Raw genomic sequence first — 13,234 nt, forward strand, 5'->3', positions numbered from 1 at the left:
TTTCTTTCCCATTTTCCGCAACTCGGCCTGCGTGATAGCCCCGCCCAAGTGCGGTATAATTAGGCCTGATCAAAAGTAAGTGAGGATAACCAAGAATGGATATTGGAACCGTTCAGTCTGTAGACATCGATAACGAAATGCGCACAGCGTACATGGATTACGCCATGAGCGTTATCGTTTCCCGTGCATTGCCCGACGCCCGCGACGGTCTCAAACCCGTTCACCGCCGAATTCTCTACGCCATGCACGACATGGGCATTCGCTCTAACACGGCCTACAAAAAATCAGCCCGTATCGTTGGTGAAGTGTTGGGTAAATACCACCCCCATGGCGATATGGCCGTTTACGATGCGATGGCTCGCCTGGCGCAAGATTTCTCCATGCGCTATCCGCTGGTCGACGGCCAGGGTAACTTTGGCTCCATCGACGGCGACTCACCAGCCGCCATGCGCTACACCGAAGCTCGCATGGATGCCCGCGCCGAAGAAATGCTGGTCGACATCGACAAGAACACCGTCGATTTCATTGACAACTTCGACGGCACCCTGCAAGAGCCGATGGTGCTGCCCGCCCGGCTGCCCAACATGCTCCTCAACGGCGCGTCTGGCATCGCGGTGGGCATGGCCACCAACATCCCCCCCCACAACCTGCGCGAGATCAACGAGGCCATCGTCTATCTCATCGATCATATCGACACGATTGATGACATCACCCCCGAAGACCTGATGAAATTTGTTCCCGGCCCCGATTTTCCCACCGGCGGTGTCATCATCGGCACCGAAGCCATCAAACAGGCCTACAGCACCGGCCGAGGGCGCATCATCATGCGCGGGCTGGCGCATATTGAAGATATGCGCAGCGGGCGCTACCGCATCGTCATCACCGAGATACCCTACCAGCTCAATAAAACCACCCTCATTGAGCGCATCGCCGAACTTGCCCGATCTGGCAAGCTGGATGCGATCAGCGATCTACGCGATGAATCGGACCGGCGCGGCATGAGCATTGTCATCGAACTTAAACGCGGCGCGCAGCCCAAACGCGTTCTCAACCAGCTTTACAAATACACGGCTTTGCAGTCCACGTTTGGGGTCAACAACCTGGCATTGGTCGACGGCCAGCCGCGCTTGCTGCCATTAAAGCGGTCGTTGCAAATTTTCATCGAGCACCGCCAGGAAATCATCACCCGCCGCTCGCAATTTGAACTGGACAAAGCCCGCCAGCGCGCCCATATCCTCGACGGCTTGCTAATTGCCCTCGCCAACCTTGACGATGTGATTAAAACCATCCGCGAGTCGGCCGACGCCGATGAGGCCAAAACCAACCTGGTTACCCGCTTCAAACTCAGCGAAGCCCAGGCGCAGGCCATCCTCGACATGCAGCTGCGCCGCCTGGCCGCCCTGGAAAGAATGAAAATTGAGGAAGAACAGCGCCAGATCAAAGAACGCATTGCCTACCTCGAAGACCTGCTGGCTAACCCCAAGAAAATTCTGACCGTCATTAAAGAAGATCTCCAGGCGATGAGCGACAAATACGGCGATCCCCGCCGCACGCGCATCTCGCCCGACGAGGCCGAAGAATTGAATGATGAAGACCTGGTTCCCGACGAGCCCATGCTCATCACCCTCACTGAACGCGGCTACATCAAACGCGTTTCTCCCAGCGTGCACCGCACCCGCTCGCGCGGACGGCGCGGCGCGTCTGGTCAGACCATGCGCGATGAAGACGAAGTGATCATGATGATCAACGCCCGCACCCTCGACACACTGCTCTTCTTCACCGATAAGGGCAAGGTCTACTCCGAGCGGGTCTACCAGATCCCTGACGCCAACCGCACCGACAAGGGAATTCCACTGGTAAATGTGATTTCCCTGGAAAATGGCGAAAATGTTACCGCCGCCGTGCCTGTACCAGATTTTAACCTCGCCAATTATTGCACCATGGTTACCACCCTGGGCAAGATCAAGCGCGTGGAACTGTCTGAATTTTCCAGCGTGCGCAATTCGGGCCTCATCGCCATGAACCTCGATAATGACGACACCCTTGGCTGGGTGCGCCCCACCAGCGGCAAAGATGAAATTATGATTATCACCGCCCAGGGACGCGCTTTGCGCTTTGAAGAAAAAGAAGTGCGCGCCATGGGCCGCCAGGCCGGCGGCGTGCGCGCCATCACCCTGCGCGGAAAAGACCGCGTTACCGCCATGGAAGTGGTGGAGCCGGAAGGCTCTCTGCTGATCGTTACCGAAAACGGCTACGGCAAGCGCACGCCCCTTTCCGAATATCCCTCCAAAGGCCGCGGCACGGGCGGCGTCTACACCATTGACCATACCGCCCTGCCCAAAATTGGTCATATTGCCGCTGCCAGAGTGGTGCAGACCAAAGATGAAATCACTCTCATCTCGGCTGGCGGCATTGTGCTGCGCCTGAAAGTGAAAGATATCAGCGAGCAGGGACGCAGCACCCGCGGTGTACGCTTAATGGATATTCTCAAAGGGGATAGTGTAGCCGCGTTGGCCAGGCTGGAGAAGACATCGGCCCCCGCCAGCAGCATGGAAACAGCCAACGGTGAGGATGCGGTGGAAGAGACTGAAGAAATGATTGAGGAAAACGGCGAAGAATAACCGCCGGAGAACCAATAAAAAAAACAAACACAGGCTGGGGCTATTTCATAGAGAAATGCCCCAGCCTGGTTTTAATGACTGCTAGAAAAATGGGAGGTAAACGCTTCCGGTGAACACCAAAAAGAAAATCCCCAAAACACAGGTCATTAACAGCACCAGCAAAATCAACACAAAACGTTGAGCCGCGGTCATACCGAAAATGCGTGTCTCTGGCACCGATCTCTTTCTTTTTTGGGCTCGCTTGCGGTCTTCCTCATAAGAAGAAATCTCTTCTTCCGCATTCGAAGTGGCGGTGTTGCGTAGATCATCTAACATTTCTCTACCTCCTTATCCGGCTGCGGGTTACCCCAATCGTAAATGCACATCTCCTATCGTCAACGCGATCTCATCTCCCGCTTCTGATTCTAGCAGCAAACATCCATTCGTTCTAACCCCTTTCAGCCGCCCATATGTGATCTGGTCACCGGGCTGGCTGACCTTCACCCATTGGCCCTGAAACGCCAGACGGCTGGAATAAAGCTGGTAAAACACGCTGCTCAACAGGTGCTTGCGCCAGGCGGTGATCTCTCTCAATATTTCACGCAGCAAAAGCAAACGGTCTGCCGGGCGGTCGGCCTCCGTTTCCACGCAGGTCGCGGGGAACAGCAGCATCTCTGGTGCTGGCACTGAGGAAGGTGCAACATTCACACCAATCCCCACCACCACGGCTTCAACCCGCGCCTCCATCCACACTGATTCCACCAAAACGCCGCACAATTTCTTCCCGTTCACCAGCACGTCGTTTGGCCATTTGATCTCGGCTGGCAGGCCAAAGGTCTTCTCTAACGCCTGCTGAACCGCCACGCCCGCCAATGCGGAGAACAGCGAAATACCCTCCTGCTCCTGCGGGCTGGGGCGGAAGATCAGACTGAAAGCCAGCGCCGCGCCCGGCACAGTTACCCACTGGCGGTTCATTCGCCCGCGCCCCTGGGTCTGCTCATCGGCAATCACCAGCGCGCCGTCTGGCGCACCGCTGGCCGCCCACGTCAGCGCCGCGTCATTGCTCGACCCGATCTTCTCAAAGAATTGAAAGCTCGGAATCTCCAGTCTCTTCAGCGCCTTCGTAAGGTCAACTTCATTCATAACCGCTGCCTGCTTATTCTCCCTTCGCAACCGGCCCGCCCGCGGAGGGCTTTAACCGTTCCCAAATCGTCTTTGATGTTTCCTCGTTGAGCGCGTGGCGGAACAAATCATCCGAAAAGGTTTGCAAAGCCTGTTCCAACTGATCCGCCCAGCGGTGCTCCACCAGCGCAATGATTGCCGAGCTGTCGTTCACCAGGCTGCTTTCAAACGCGGCCAGGGTGTCGTTTTCAAAGCCCATATCCACCTGGCTGGCAGCCACTCCGCCTACTGCCGCGCCCGCCGCCGCTCCTACAACCGCGCCAGCCGGCCCACCGATCAGGCCCAGCAGGCCGCCGGTGATCGCGCCAAACACAGCCCCCTGAGCGGGGTTGACGTCTTCAGTCTCGTACAGGCGAAACTTGCCCTGCGCGTTCTTGGCCAGCACCGCGGCATTAGCCAGGTGAATCACCTGCTTGCGGCTCAAAGTCTTCAGTTTTTTCAAAACGTCAGCCGCTTCATTTTCGCCGTCAAACGACGCTACCATCAACTCCAGCGGTGAACTCATTTTCTGCTCCTCACAGCTCTTTCTCATAGTTTAACACACCTGCGGCGCAAATGTTTCCCCCAAATCACGCGCATTGCCATCCGCGGCCAGGGCAGCCAAAGCATTTTCTCTCAGAACGTCCAATCCGCATAAAAAAGCACCCCTCCCGACAGATTCGCGAGCGCCTGGGAGGGGGATTATTCCAATTTCGATTCTGAGCCGCAAAGCCGGTAATCATCCGCGGCTTGCGGGTACCGCTTTGTCTGCTTATTTCACCGAGACTTTAATCGTCTTGGGGCGGGCAGCTTCCGCTTTCGGAATGCTCAGAGTCAGCACGCCATTTTCCATGCTGGCCTCGGCTTTGGCGCTGTCGAGCTGGTCAGGCAGATTGATGGTGCGGCAGAAACGGCCGCTGGGCAGTTCAGTCAGCAAATACTTCTCGCCATCGCCGCGCTCGCGCTGATATTCGCCTTTAATGCTCACCACTTCATTCACCACACTGATTTCCAGGTCTTCTGCTTTGATACCCGGCAGCATGGCGCTGATCACAAAAGCATCGTTTTCCTCTTTGATGTCAATGGGGAAGGCCACCCGCGATTCAACCATGTTGGCCCAGTTTTGCGCGTCAGCCAGATTCATCATTCGCCGTGCCCGACGGCCGATAGGGGTTAGATAGAGTGTCATTTCACATTCTCCTGTAAGTTGATCCATTCGTTTTTCAACGTTGATTATGATTTGGTTATGTCATCATCTTACCGCTCAAAGATTGGAGAATTGATAACAAAGTGTAGATTTTTTATAAGAAATGCCGATAATCCTGATAAGCTTACACATCGGTGAAGACTTTGATTAAGGTTCAGCCAGCCTCCTTTTTTTGTGGTATGATCGAAAAATTGGAGAATGTGACTATGGAGAAAGAAAAAATCACCATTATTGAAGGTCCTCCTCCCACCTTCGAGCAGATTGACGACGGATGGGCAATGGGCTTAAACGAAGGCCCTTCACTCTATGATCTGGCGATCACCCGCCTGCGCACCTTCAACGGCGCGGCGCTGGTCGAACGCTGCTACCGTGCCTGGAACAAACAAGACTCGATCTTCCTGCACTACAAGAATGACCTCGGCCTGGAAGAATCCGCGCCCATCCTGGCCGCCCGCTCCGTGGAAACGGAAGACGGACAGGTATTGATCCTGTGGGTGCGGCGCAACCCCGGCGAAGACGATGATGATATCGACTTTGACGATGATGAAGAGCTTGACTTCGGCGATGATGATCCCGAAGATCTGATCTAAAACCAAGCCTCACAACGAATCATACCCGCCCTTCACGAGCGGGTATTTTTCTATCAAACCTATGCGCCCGCCAAAAACAGGCAGGGCGACAATGATATAATCACAATATGGTTAAAAACAAACAACAACTCATCCTGATCGGCGCCGCCATCGTTGCGGCTGCCTTACTGGTGATTGCCTTCACCCCCCTGGGAGAGAGCCTTACTTTTCACCTCAATCAGTGGAAATACCGCATCGATTACGCGCTGAACCCACCCGAAGAAGTGGTCTTTGTGCCGCGCACCACCAACCCCGCCGTGCGGGTTGAAACCTTCACCCCCACCGCTCTCCCCGCCGAGACGCAAAACGCCGCCACCCCCACGGTTGGCCAATCGCCCACCCCGGCCGCCACCCCCACACCACCACCCGCCCAGGCCAACATCACCGGCATTCGCTACATCGACCAGCACTATGGCCAGAACAAATGCGCTCCGGCCACCCTGGCTATGGCGCTTTCTTATTGGGGCTGGGACGAGAACCCCAGCGTGATGGACCCCTTCTTGATGCCCTTTGAGTTTGACAAGAATGTCATGCCTTACGAGCTGGTCAGCTTTGTTGCCGAACAGACCCAGCAGTCGGTGATATCCCGCACCGGCGGCACCATTGAGCTGCTGGAGCGCCTTATCTCCGCCGGCTTCCCGGTGATGGTGGAAAAAGGCGTTTATGAGCGCGACCTCTCTGGAAAAGTGAGCTGGATGGGGCATTATCAGGTGGTCAGCGGCTACGACCGCGCCCAACAGCGCTTCACCACCCAAGATTCATACCACACCGCCAACTATATTGTCTCCTATGAAGACATGCAGCGCGGCTGGCGCTCCTTTAATTACACGTTTCTGGTCATTTATAACCCTGAAAAAGAAGCGGATCTCTTCCAGGTTTTAGGCAGTTACGCGGACGTCAATGCCGCCAATCAGGCTGCCATGCAAATCGCCCAAACCGAATCGGCCAGCCTGGAAGGCCAGGCGAAATTCTTTGCCCTCTTCAATTACGGTTCCAGTCTGGTGAGCCTGCAAGACTATTACGGCGCGTCTCAGGCGTATGACCAGGCCTGGGCCTATTATGCCGGCCTGCCCGCCGAAGACCGCCCCTGGCGCATCATGTGGTATCAGACCGGCCCCTACTTTGCCTACTATTACTCCGGCCGCTATCAAGACCTGATCGACCTGGCCACCCAGACCATCGACGCGGCCAGCCAGCCCTATCTCGAAGAAAGCTGGTATTGGCGCGCCCGTGGTTACGCCGCCGCCGGTATGGTGGAAGAAGCCGTCAGCGACCTGCGCACCAGTTTGCAGTATCACCCCGAATTTTCCCCATCAGTGGCCATGTTACAGGAGTTGGGATACACAGCCGAGCCATGAGAATTCTCCATTTCGCAGACGCCCACATTGATATCAGCGCGCACGGCCGTCACGACCCGGCAACCGGCCTGCCCATCCGCGTGTTGGATTTCCTGCGCGCCCTGGATACCATTGTAGACACCGCCATCGCAGAAAAAGTGGACCTGGTGCTCTTCGCCGGAGACGCCTACAAAGACCGCACACCCGTGCCCACCTTTCAGCGCGAATGGGGCAAGCGTATTGCCCGCCTATCGGCGGCCGGCGTGCCCACCCTGCTGCTGGTGGGCAACCACGATCTCTCGCCCGCCTCCGGCCGCGCCCACGCTCTGCAGGAGTTTGCCACCCTGCAAGTTCCAAACGTCCTTGTGGCAGACCGCCCAACGCTCTACCTGCCGCAAGACCTGTTTGGCCTGCCGTTACAAATCATGGCCCTGCCCTGGTTGTCGCGCTCGGGGCTAATGGCCGCCCTGCAGCTCAACGATCTCCCCATTGAACAGATCAACGAAGAGATGGAATTGAAGCTCACCGAACTGGTGGGCTTCTGGTGGCAAAAAATCGACCCCTCCCTGCCGGTGGTGCTCACCGCGCACGCCAGTGTGCAGGGGGCAGTGTACGGCGGCGAGCGCAGCGTCATGCTGGGCAGCGACCTGGTACTCAAAGGCTCGCTCACCCGTGACCCCCGCCTGGATTATGTTGCTCTGGGGCATATCCACAAACCGCAAGACCTCAATCCCGGCGCCCACCCGCCGGTCATCTACCCCGGCTCCATCGAGCGCGTGGATTTTGGCGAAGCCAAAGACGACAAATTCTTTGTTATTGCCGATGTGCAGCGCGGCGCCACCCAGGTGGAATGGCGCAAGCTGGAAGGTCGAGCCTTTATTGACCGCTCGATCACCCTCGACTCTGGCAAAGAGGTAACCCGCCAGATTTTAGACTGTCTTGGCCCCCGCGAGCTGTTGAAAGACGCCATCGTGCGCCTGGTAATCAACTACCCGCGCGAGCTGGAACCGTTGATTGACGAGGCCAGCGTGCGCGATTACGCCGCCGAGACCTTTGAATTTCATTTCCCGCGACGCCCGCAGGCGCAGGCGCGCGCGCGCCTTTCGCAGCTGGACCCGACTCGCCAGCTCTCTCACCATGATTTGCTGGAGCAGTACTGGCGCTCGGTCAACATTGATAAAAAAGAAAAAGAAGCCTTGCAAACCCTGGCCGCGCAAATCATGTCCAGCCCAATTGTAAAAGAAGAAGAATGACCCGTTCACAAGACATCTACAGATGAATGATATATTAGTTCAAATTCTCATTATCGCCGTTCTTATTGTTCTGAACGGAATTTTTGCCATGTCAGAAATCGCCTTGGTGTCCGCCCGAAAAATCCGCCTGCAGCAGCGTGCGGATGACGGCGATGCCTCGGCTGCGGTGGCTCTCGAGATGGCCGAATCACCCAACCGCCTGCTCTCCACCGTGCAGGTGGGCATTTCTCTGGTGGGCGTCTTCTCTGGCGCGGTGGGTGGCGCCACCCTGGCCAAATACCTCGCCCCGCAAATTGCGCGCATTCAAATTCTCGCCCCTTACAGCGAGGGGCTTTCGCTGGTCATCGTGGTGCTCATCATCACCTACTTCTCGCTGGTTGTCGGCGAGCTGATCCCCAAACGTCTGGCCATGGGCAACCCCGAAAAGATTGCCACAACCGTTGCCCGCCCCATGCGCACCCTGTCCGCGCTCACCGCTCCCATTGTAAATTTGTTGAGCGCCTCCACCGAGCTGGGGTTGCGCCTGCTGGGCGCCAAGCCCAACCAGGAGCCGCCCATCACAGAGGAAGAGATCAAAGTCCTCATCGAGCAGGGCACACAGTCAGGTATCTTCATCGAGCAGGAACAGGACTTTGTTGAAAGTGTCTTCCGGCTGGCCAACCGGCGGGTGGACGCGATTATGACCCCCTACACTGAAATTGAGTGGTTGGACATCAATGATTCCTTTGAGGAAAACCTCTCCTTGCTGCTCGAAAACCGCTTTACGCGTTGGCCCGTGGCGCGCGGCGGGCTGGATAACGTGATCGGCATTCTCAACGCCCGCGATCTTCTCGCCGCCACCTTGCAGGAAGACCCGGTGGAGATCGAACCGCTGCTCCTGCCCGCCCTGTTTGTGCCCGAGAGCATGCCCGCCCTGAAAGCCTTTGAAGAAATCAAAGCCAACCCCGCCAACGTGGCCCTCGTCATTGATGAGTTTGGCGGCCTGATCGGCATGGTTACCCTGTTGGATATTCTCGAAGCCATCGTCGGTGAGATCCCCCAGGCAGGCAAGAAAGAAGATCCCCAAATCGTCCAGCGCGCCGACGGATCGTGGCTGCTGGACGGCCTGCTGCAGGTGGACGAATTGAAAGAGCTGCTCGATATCGAAGACCTGCCCGATGAAGACCGCGTTGGCTACCAGACCCTGGGCGGCATGGTAATGGCCCAATTCGGCAGCATTCCCGCCGCGGGTGATGTTTTTCGATGGCAGGAATACAAATTTGAAGTTGTCGATATGGACGGCAGGCGGGTGGACAAAGTGTTGGTCACCCTCATCGCCGATGAAGAGAATGGCAAAATCGTAGCCGGCACTGACTGATCTCTCCCAAGGACTTCTCATGATCCCAAAACGACTGCGCATTTCCGGTTTTCTTTCCTACCGCCAGGCCTCCGAGCTGGATTTTGACCACTTTTCTCTGGCTTGCATTTCTGGCAGCAATGGCGCGGGCAAATCCTCCCTGCTGGACGCGATCACCTGGGCGCTTTTTGGGCGCGCGCGGCGCAGCGACGACGCGGTGATCAATTCTCATTCCACCCAGGCCGAGGTGATCTTTGACTTTGAATACGAGCAGGCTCTCTACCGCGTGCAGCGCCTGAAAGAACGCAACAAATTAACAGTATTGGAATTTTACGTGCTCGATCAAAACGGCCGCTGGCGTCCCCTCACCGAGAGCGGCGTACGCGAAACCGAACGGCGCATCCAACAGACCCTCGCTATGGATTATGAAACGTTTACTAACGCTTCCTTCTTCCTGCAGGGCAAAGCCGACCAGTTCGCCCAGCAGCGCCCCAACGAGCGCAAGCGCATCTTGTCCAGCGTGCTGGGGCTGGAAGTGTGGGAAGAGTATAAAAACCGCGCCGCCGAACAGCGCAAGACCCAGGAAAACGCGCTGTCCGCTGTGGACGGCCTGATCGCGGAGATCAACACCGAGCTGGGTGAAGAAGACCAGCGCAAGCAAGCCCTCGAGTCTCTTCAAAAACAGCTGGCGCAGCTCAGCCAGTCCCGCGAGCAGCAGGAAAGCGCCCTGGAACACCACAAACGCCACGCCGCCGCCGTGCAGGAGCAAAAGAAGTGGGTCGAGCAGCTCCACGGTCAGGCGCAGTCTGTTCGCCAGCGCGTAGACGGCCTGCAAGCCGACCTGCAAGCGCGCGGCGCCGATCTGGCGCAGGCGCAGCAGCGCCTGGAATCTGCCGGTGAGGTGCAGACCAGCTTTCAGGCGTGGCAAGAAAACCGCCGGCTTCTCGAAGCCTGGGAAAGCAAAGCAGAGCGCTACCGCGCCATCGAAAGCCGCCGCGCTCCGCTCATCACCGAAATCGAAAAAGAGACCGCCCGGCTGGAAAACGAAATCGAAGGACTGGAAGCGACCCGCCGGCAGGTGGGCGCGCAGGAAGCCGAGCTGCCCGCCCTGATGGAACAGATTCGGCAGGTGGAAACCTCCATCCAGCAAACCGAAGCATCCCTGCGCCAGCGCGACACCCTTCAGACGCAGTTGGAAGACCTCAACCGCCGCCAGGTGGAAACGCAGGCCGAGAACCGCCGCCTCAAAGAGGCCATGCAAGAGCTGCGCGAGCGCATCGACCGCCTGCAGGCTGCATCAGAGGCCGCCGGCTGCCCCCTGTGCGGCCAGCCGCTCTCATCAGCACACCGCGGTGATCTGGTCAACCGCCTCTCGACCGAAGGTCAGGCACTGAAAGACCAATACCTTCGCAACGAAACCGCCCTGCAAACCGAAAAAGAACAGCGCAGCCAGCTTGAACAGCAAATCCGCCAGCTGCAGCAAACCGAAAAGACCCTGGCTGCCGCTCAGCGCCAGTTTGACCAGCTTGCTCACCGCAAAGAATCGATTGAAAAAACCCTGCACGATTGGCAGGCGGGGGGCGCAGTTCGCCTGCAAGAAGCCGCCGCCAAACTGCAAAACCAATCCTTCGCCGAAAGCGCGCGCAGCAGCCTGGCCGCCCTGCAAGCCGAGATGGACGCTGTGCAGTACGACCCGCAGGCCCACCGCGCTGTAAAGCAGGCCGAGCTGGCCGGACGCAGCAGCGAAGAAGCCATGCGCCAGTTGGAAGCCGCCCGCGCTGCCATTGAACCCATGCAGCGCGAGATTCAAAATCTCACCCGCCAGTTGGATGCGGCCAGCCAGGAACTCTCCGCGGCCGAGCAGCAGCACCAGCAGGCTCAACAAAAATACTTGGAAAGCGCCAAAGACCTGCCCGACCTGCCGCGGTTGGAAAAAGAACTGTTCCAGGTGCGCGAGCAAGAAAACCGCCTGCGCATGCAGGTGGGCAGCGCCCGCCAGGCCGTGGACGTGCTGATTGGCCTGAAGAAACGCCTGCAAGACCTGACCGCCCAACGCGAGGAGACCGCCCAGGAAATTGGCCGCCTCAAACAACTGGAGCTGGCCTTTGGCAAAAACGGCGTCCCCGCCCTGCTGATCGAACAGGCGCTCCCCGAAATTCAAAACGAAGCCAACGACATCCTCGAAAAGCTGACCAACGGCAGCATGTCGGTGATCTTTGAAACCCAGCGCGACTACAAAGATAAAAAACGCGAAGACAAAAAAGAAACCCTCGACATCATCATCAACGATGAATCCGGCGTCAACCGGGATTATGAAATGTTCTCCGGAGGTGAAGCCTTTCGCATCAATTTTGCCATCCGCCTGGCGCTCAGCCGCTTTTTGTCTCACCGCGCCGGGGCGCGCCTGCAAACCCTGGTGATTGACGAAGGCTTTGGCAGCCAAGATGCCGAAGGCCGCCAGCGACTGATCGAGGCGATCAACCTGGTTCGCGAAGATTTTGCCAAGATTCTGGTCATCACCCACCTGGAAGAACTAAAAGACGCCTTCCCTGCCCGTATTGAGGTGGAAAAGACGCCCCAGGGTTCGCTGATGAAGGTGATAACATGAGTGTACCCATCCACGCCGGGATCATCCAGCGCGTGCTGACCGAGTACCGCGCCCCCTTTTTTGACATGCTGGCACAACGCTTCGGCCGCGGGGCCAGTCTCTTCAGCGGGCAGCCCCGCCCGGCCGAAAGCATCGCCCAGGCCAGTGGTCTGCGCCACGCCCATTGGACCCCAGGCCGCAATCGGCACCTCTTCTCTGGCGGCGCGTATCTCTGCTGGCAGTCCGGCCTGCTTGCCTGGCTGCGCTCTGCGGACCCCGACGTGCTGATCGTAGAGGCCAACCCGCGCTACTTGAGCACACCCGCCGCCATTCGCTGGATGAAGAACCGCGCCCGCCCGGTGATCGGCTGGGGATTGGGCGCGCCTGCCGCGCCCGGCCGCCTGGCAGCCCTGCGCCGCTGGTGGCGCGTCCGCTGGGTCAGCCAGTTTGACGCCCTCATCACCTACAGCCAGCAGGGCGCGCAAGAGTACCAGGCGCTGGGCTTTCCGGCCAACCGGGTCTTTGTTGCCGCCAACGCGGTAACCCCCCGCCCGCAGAATCCGCCGCCTTCCCGCCCAGAGAAAGCTACAGTGCAAGACCTGAATCTCCTCTTCGTAGGCCGCCTGCAAGAGAGAAAACGAGTTGATTCTCTGCTGCGCGTCGTGGCCGCCCTGCCGCCCCACCAACGCCCCAGCCTCACCATCGTGGGAGACGGCCCTGCCCGCCCCACCCTGCAGGCGCTCGCCGCCGAAGTGCTCCCCGCCGCGCGCTTTCTCGGCGCGCTCCACGGCGCGGAGCTGGACGCCCAATTTGACGCAGCCGATCTGTTTGTGCTGCCCGGCACCGGCGGGCTGGCCGTTCAGCAGGCCATGGCCCACGCCCTGCCGGTCATCGTCGCTGAAGCCGATGGCACCCAGGCCGATCTGGTGCGCCCGCAAAATGGCTGGCTGGTCCCGCCCGGCGATCTGCCCGCCCTCAGCGCCTGCCTGCAGAACGCGCTCAGCGACCCGCGCCGGCTGCGCGAGATGGGTTTGCAGTCATACCGCATCGTCCATGATGAGATCAACCTGGAAAAAATGGTGGATGTGTTTGTTCAAGCCGTGCAAACAGTGATGGAAGGTTAA

Annotated in this window: 11 protein-coding genes; 7 read left to right on the forward strand and 4 right to left on the reverse strand. The window is 58.2% G+C overall.

Annotated features, from left to right (window positions below):
- Positions 1-95 precede the first annotated feature (95 nt).
- Positions 96-2,621 (forward strand): DNA gyrase subunit A, encoded by a 2,526-nt coding sequence (gyrA, locus tag ADN00_RS17070; protein ID WP_075064226.1) that lies wholly within the window; start codon positions 96-98, stop codon positions 2,619-2,621.
- A gap of 81 nt (positions 2,622-2,702) precedes the next feature.
- On the opposite strand, the gene ADN00_RS17075 is transcribed toward gyrA, so the two are convergent.
- The 4 genes from ADN00_RS17075 to ADN00_RS17090 form a co-directional block, all read right to left on the reverse strand.
- Complete coding sequence (locus tag ADN00_RS17075; RefSeq protein WP_075064227.1) at positions 2,703-2,936, reverse strand: hypothetical protein; 234 nt, start codon at positions 2,934-2,936, stop codon at positions 2,703-2,705.
- A gap of 27 nt (positions 2,937-2,963) precedes the next feature.
- Complete coding sequence (locus ADN00_RS17080) at positions 2,964-3,743, reverse strand: biotin--[acetyl-CoA-carboxylase] ligase (RefSeq protein ID WP_075064228.1); 780 nt, start codon at positions 3,741-3,743, stop codon at positions 2,964-2,966.
- A 13-nt stretch (positions 3,744-3,756) separates the two neighbouring features.
- Positions 3,757-4,287, reverse strand: a complete 531-nt coding sequence (locus ADN00_RS17085) for a DUF1269 domain-containing protein (protein ID WP_075064229.1) — start codon at positions 4,285-4,287, stop codon at positions 3,757-3,759.
- A gap of 246 nt (positions 4,288-4,533) precedes the next feature.
- Positions 4,534-4,950, reverse strand: a complete 417-nt coding sequence (locus ADN00_RS17090) for an Hsp20/alpha crystallin family protein (protein WP_160317559.1) — start codon at positions 4,948-4,950, stop codon at positions 4,534-4,536.
- Positions 4,951-5,174: 224 nt separating this feature from the next.
- Here ADN00_RS17090 and ADN00_RS17095 point away from each other — a divergent pair, with 224 nt between their 5' ends.
- The 6 genes from ADN00_RS17095 (at position 5,175) to ADN00_RS17120 (ending at position 13,234) form a co-directional block, all read left to right on the forward strand.
- Positions 5,175-5,558, forward strand: a complete 384-nt coding sequence (locus ADN00_RS17095) for a hypothetical protein (RefSeq protein WP_075064231.1) — start codon at positions 5,175-5,177, stop codon at positions 5,556-5,558.
- Between the two features lie 107 nt (positions 5,559-5,665).
- Positions 5,666-6,955, forward strand: a complete 1,290-nt coding sequence (locus tag ADN00_RS17100) for a C39 family peptidase (RefSeq protein WP_075064232.1) — start codon at positions 5,666-5,668, stop codon at positions 6,953-6,955.
- A complete protein-coding gene (locus ADN00_RS17105) occupies positions 6,952-8,187 on the forward strand; it encodes a metallophosphoesterase family protein (RefSeq protein WP_075064233.1) in 1,236 nt (411 codons plus the stop codon). The genes ADN00_RS17100 and ADN00_RS17105 overlap by 4 nt, the downstream gene beginning before the upstream one ends.
- A gap of 22 nt (positions 8,188-8,209) precedes the next feature.
- Positions 8,210-9,544 (forward strand): hemolysin family protein, encoded by a 1,335-nt coding sequence (locus ADN00_RS17110; protein WP_075064234.1) that lies wholly within the window; start codon positions 8,210-8,212, stop codon positions 9,542-9,544.
- Positions 9,545-9,563: 19 nt separating this feature from the next.
- Positions 9,564-12,131, forward strand: coding sequence for an AAA family ATPase (locus ADN00_RS17115; RefSeq protein ID WP_075064235.1), 2,568 nt, complete (start codon positions 9,564-9,566; stop codon positions 12,129-12,131).
- Positions 12,128-13,234, forward strand: coding sequence for a glycosyltransferase family 4 protein (locus tag ADN00_RS17120; protein ID WP_075064236.1), 1,107 nt, complete (start codon positions 12,128-12,130; stop codon positions 13,232-13,234). The genes ADN00_RS17115 and ADN00_RS17120 overlap by 4 nt, the downstream gene beginning before the upstream one ends.

Origin of the sequence: Ornatilinea apprima (assembly GCF_001306115.1) — a bacterium.
In the GTDB taxonomy this organism is placed as follows: Bacteria; Chloroflexota; Anaerolineae; order Anaerolineales; family Anaerolineaceae; genus Ornatilinea; species Ornatilinea apprima.

What these genes read in the sequence shown, in the direction of transcription:
- gyrA (WP_075064226.1), top strand. Translation starts at nt 96, where the DNA reads ATGGATATTGGAACCGTTCAGTCTGTAGACATCGATAACGAAATGCGC.
- ADN00_RS17075 (WP_075064227.1), bottom strand. Translation starts at nt 2,936, where the DNA reads ATGTTAGATGATCTACGCAACACCGCCACTTCGAATGCGGAAGAAGAG.
- ADN00_RS17080 (WP_075064228.1), bottom strand. Translation starts at nt 3,743, where the DNA reads ATGAATGAAGTTGACCTTACGAAGGCGCTGAAGAGACTGGAGATTCCG.
- ADN00_RS17085 (WP_075064229.1), bottom strand. Translation starts at nt 4,287, where the DNA reads ATGAGTTCACCGCTGGAGTTGATGGTAGCGTCGTTTGACGGCGAAAAT.
- ADN00_RS17090 (WP_160317559.1), bottom strand. Translation starts at nt 4,950, where the DNA reads ATGACACTCTATCTAACCCCTATCGGCCGTCGGGCACGGCGAATGATG.
- ADN00_RS17095 (WP_075064231.1), top strand. Translation starts at nt 5,175, where the DNA reads ATGGAGAAAGAAAAAATCACCATTATTGAAGGTCCTCCTCCCACCTTC.
- ADN00_RS17100 (WP_075064232.1), top strand. Translation starts at nt 5,666, where the DNA reads ATGGTTAAAAACAAACAACAACTCATCCTGATCGGCGCCGCCATCGTT.
- ADN00_RS17105 (WP_075064233.1), top strand. Translation starts at nt 6,952, where the DNA reads ATGAGAATTCTCCATTTCGCAGACGCCCACATTGATATCAGCGCGCAC.
- ADN00_RS17110 (WP_075064234.1), top strand. Translation starts at nt 8,210, where the DNA reads ATGAATGATATATTAGTTCAAATTCTCATTATCGCCGTTCTTATTGTT.
- ADN00_RS17115 (WP_075064235.1), top strand. Translation starts at nt 9,564, where the DNA reads ATGATCCCAAAACGACTGCGCATTTCCGGTTTTCTTTCCTACCGCCAG.
- ADN00_RS17120 (WP_075064236.1), top strand. Translation starts at nt 12,128, where the DNA reads ATGAGTGTACCCATCCACGCCGGGATCATCCAGCGCGTGCTGACCGAG.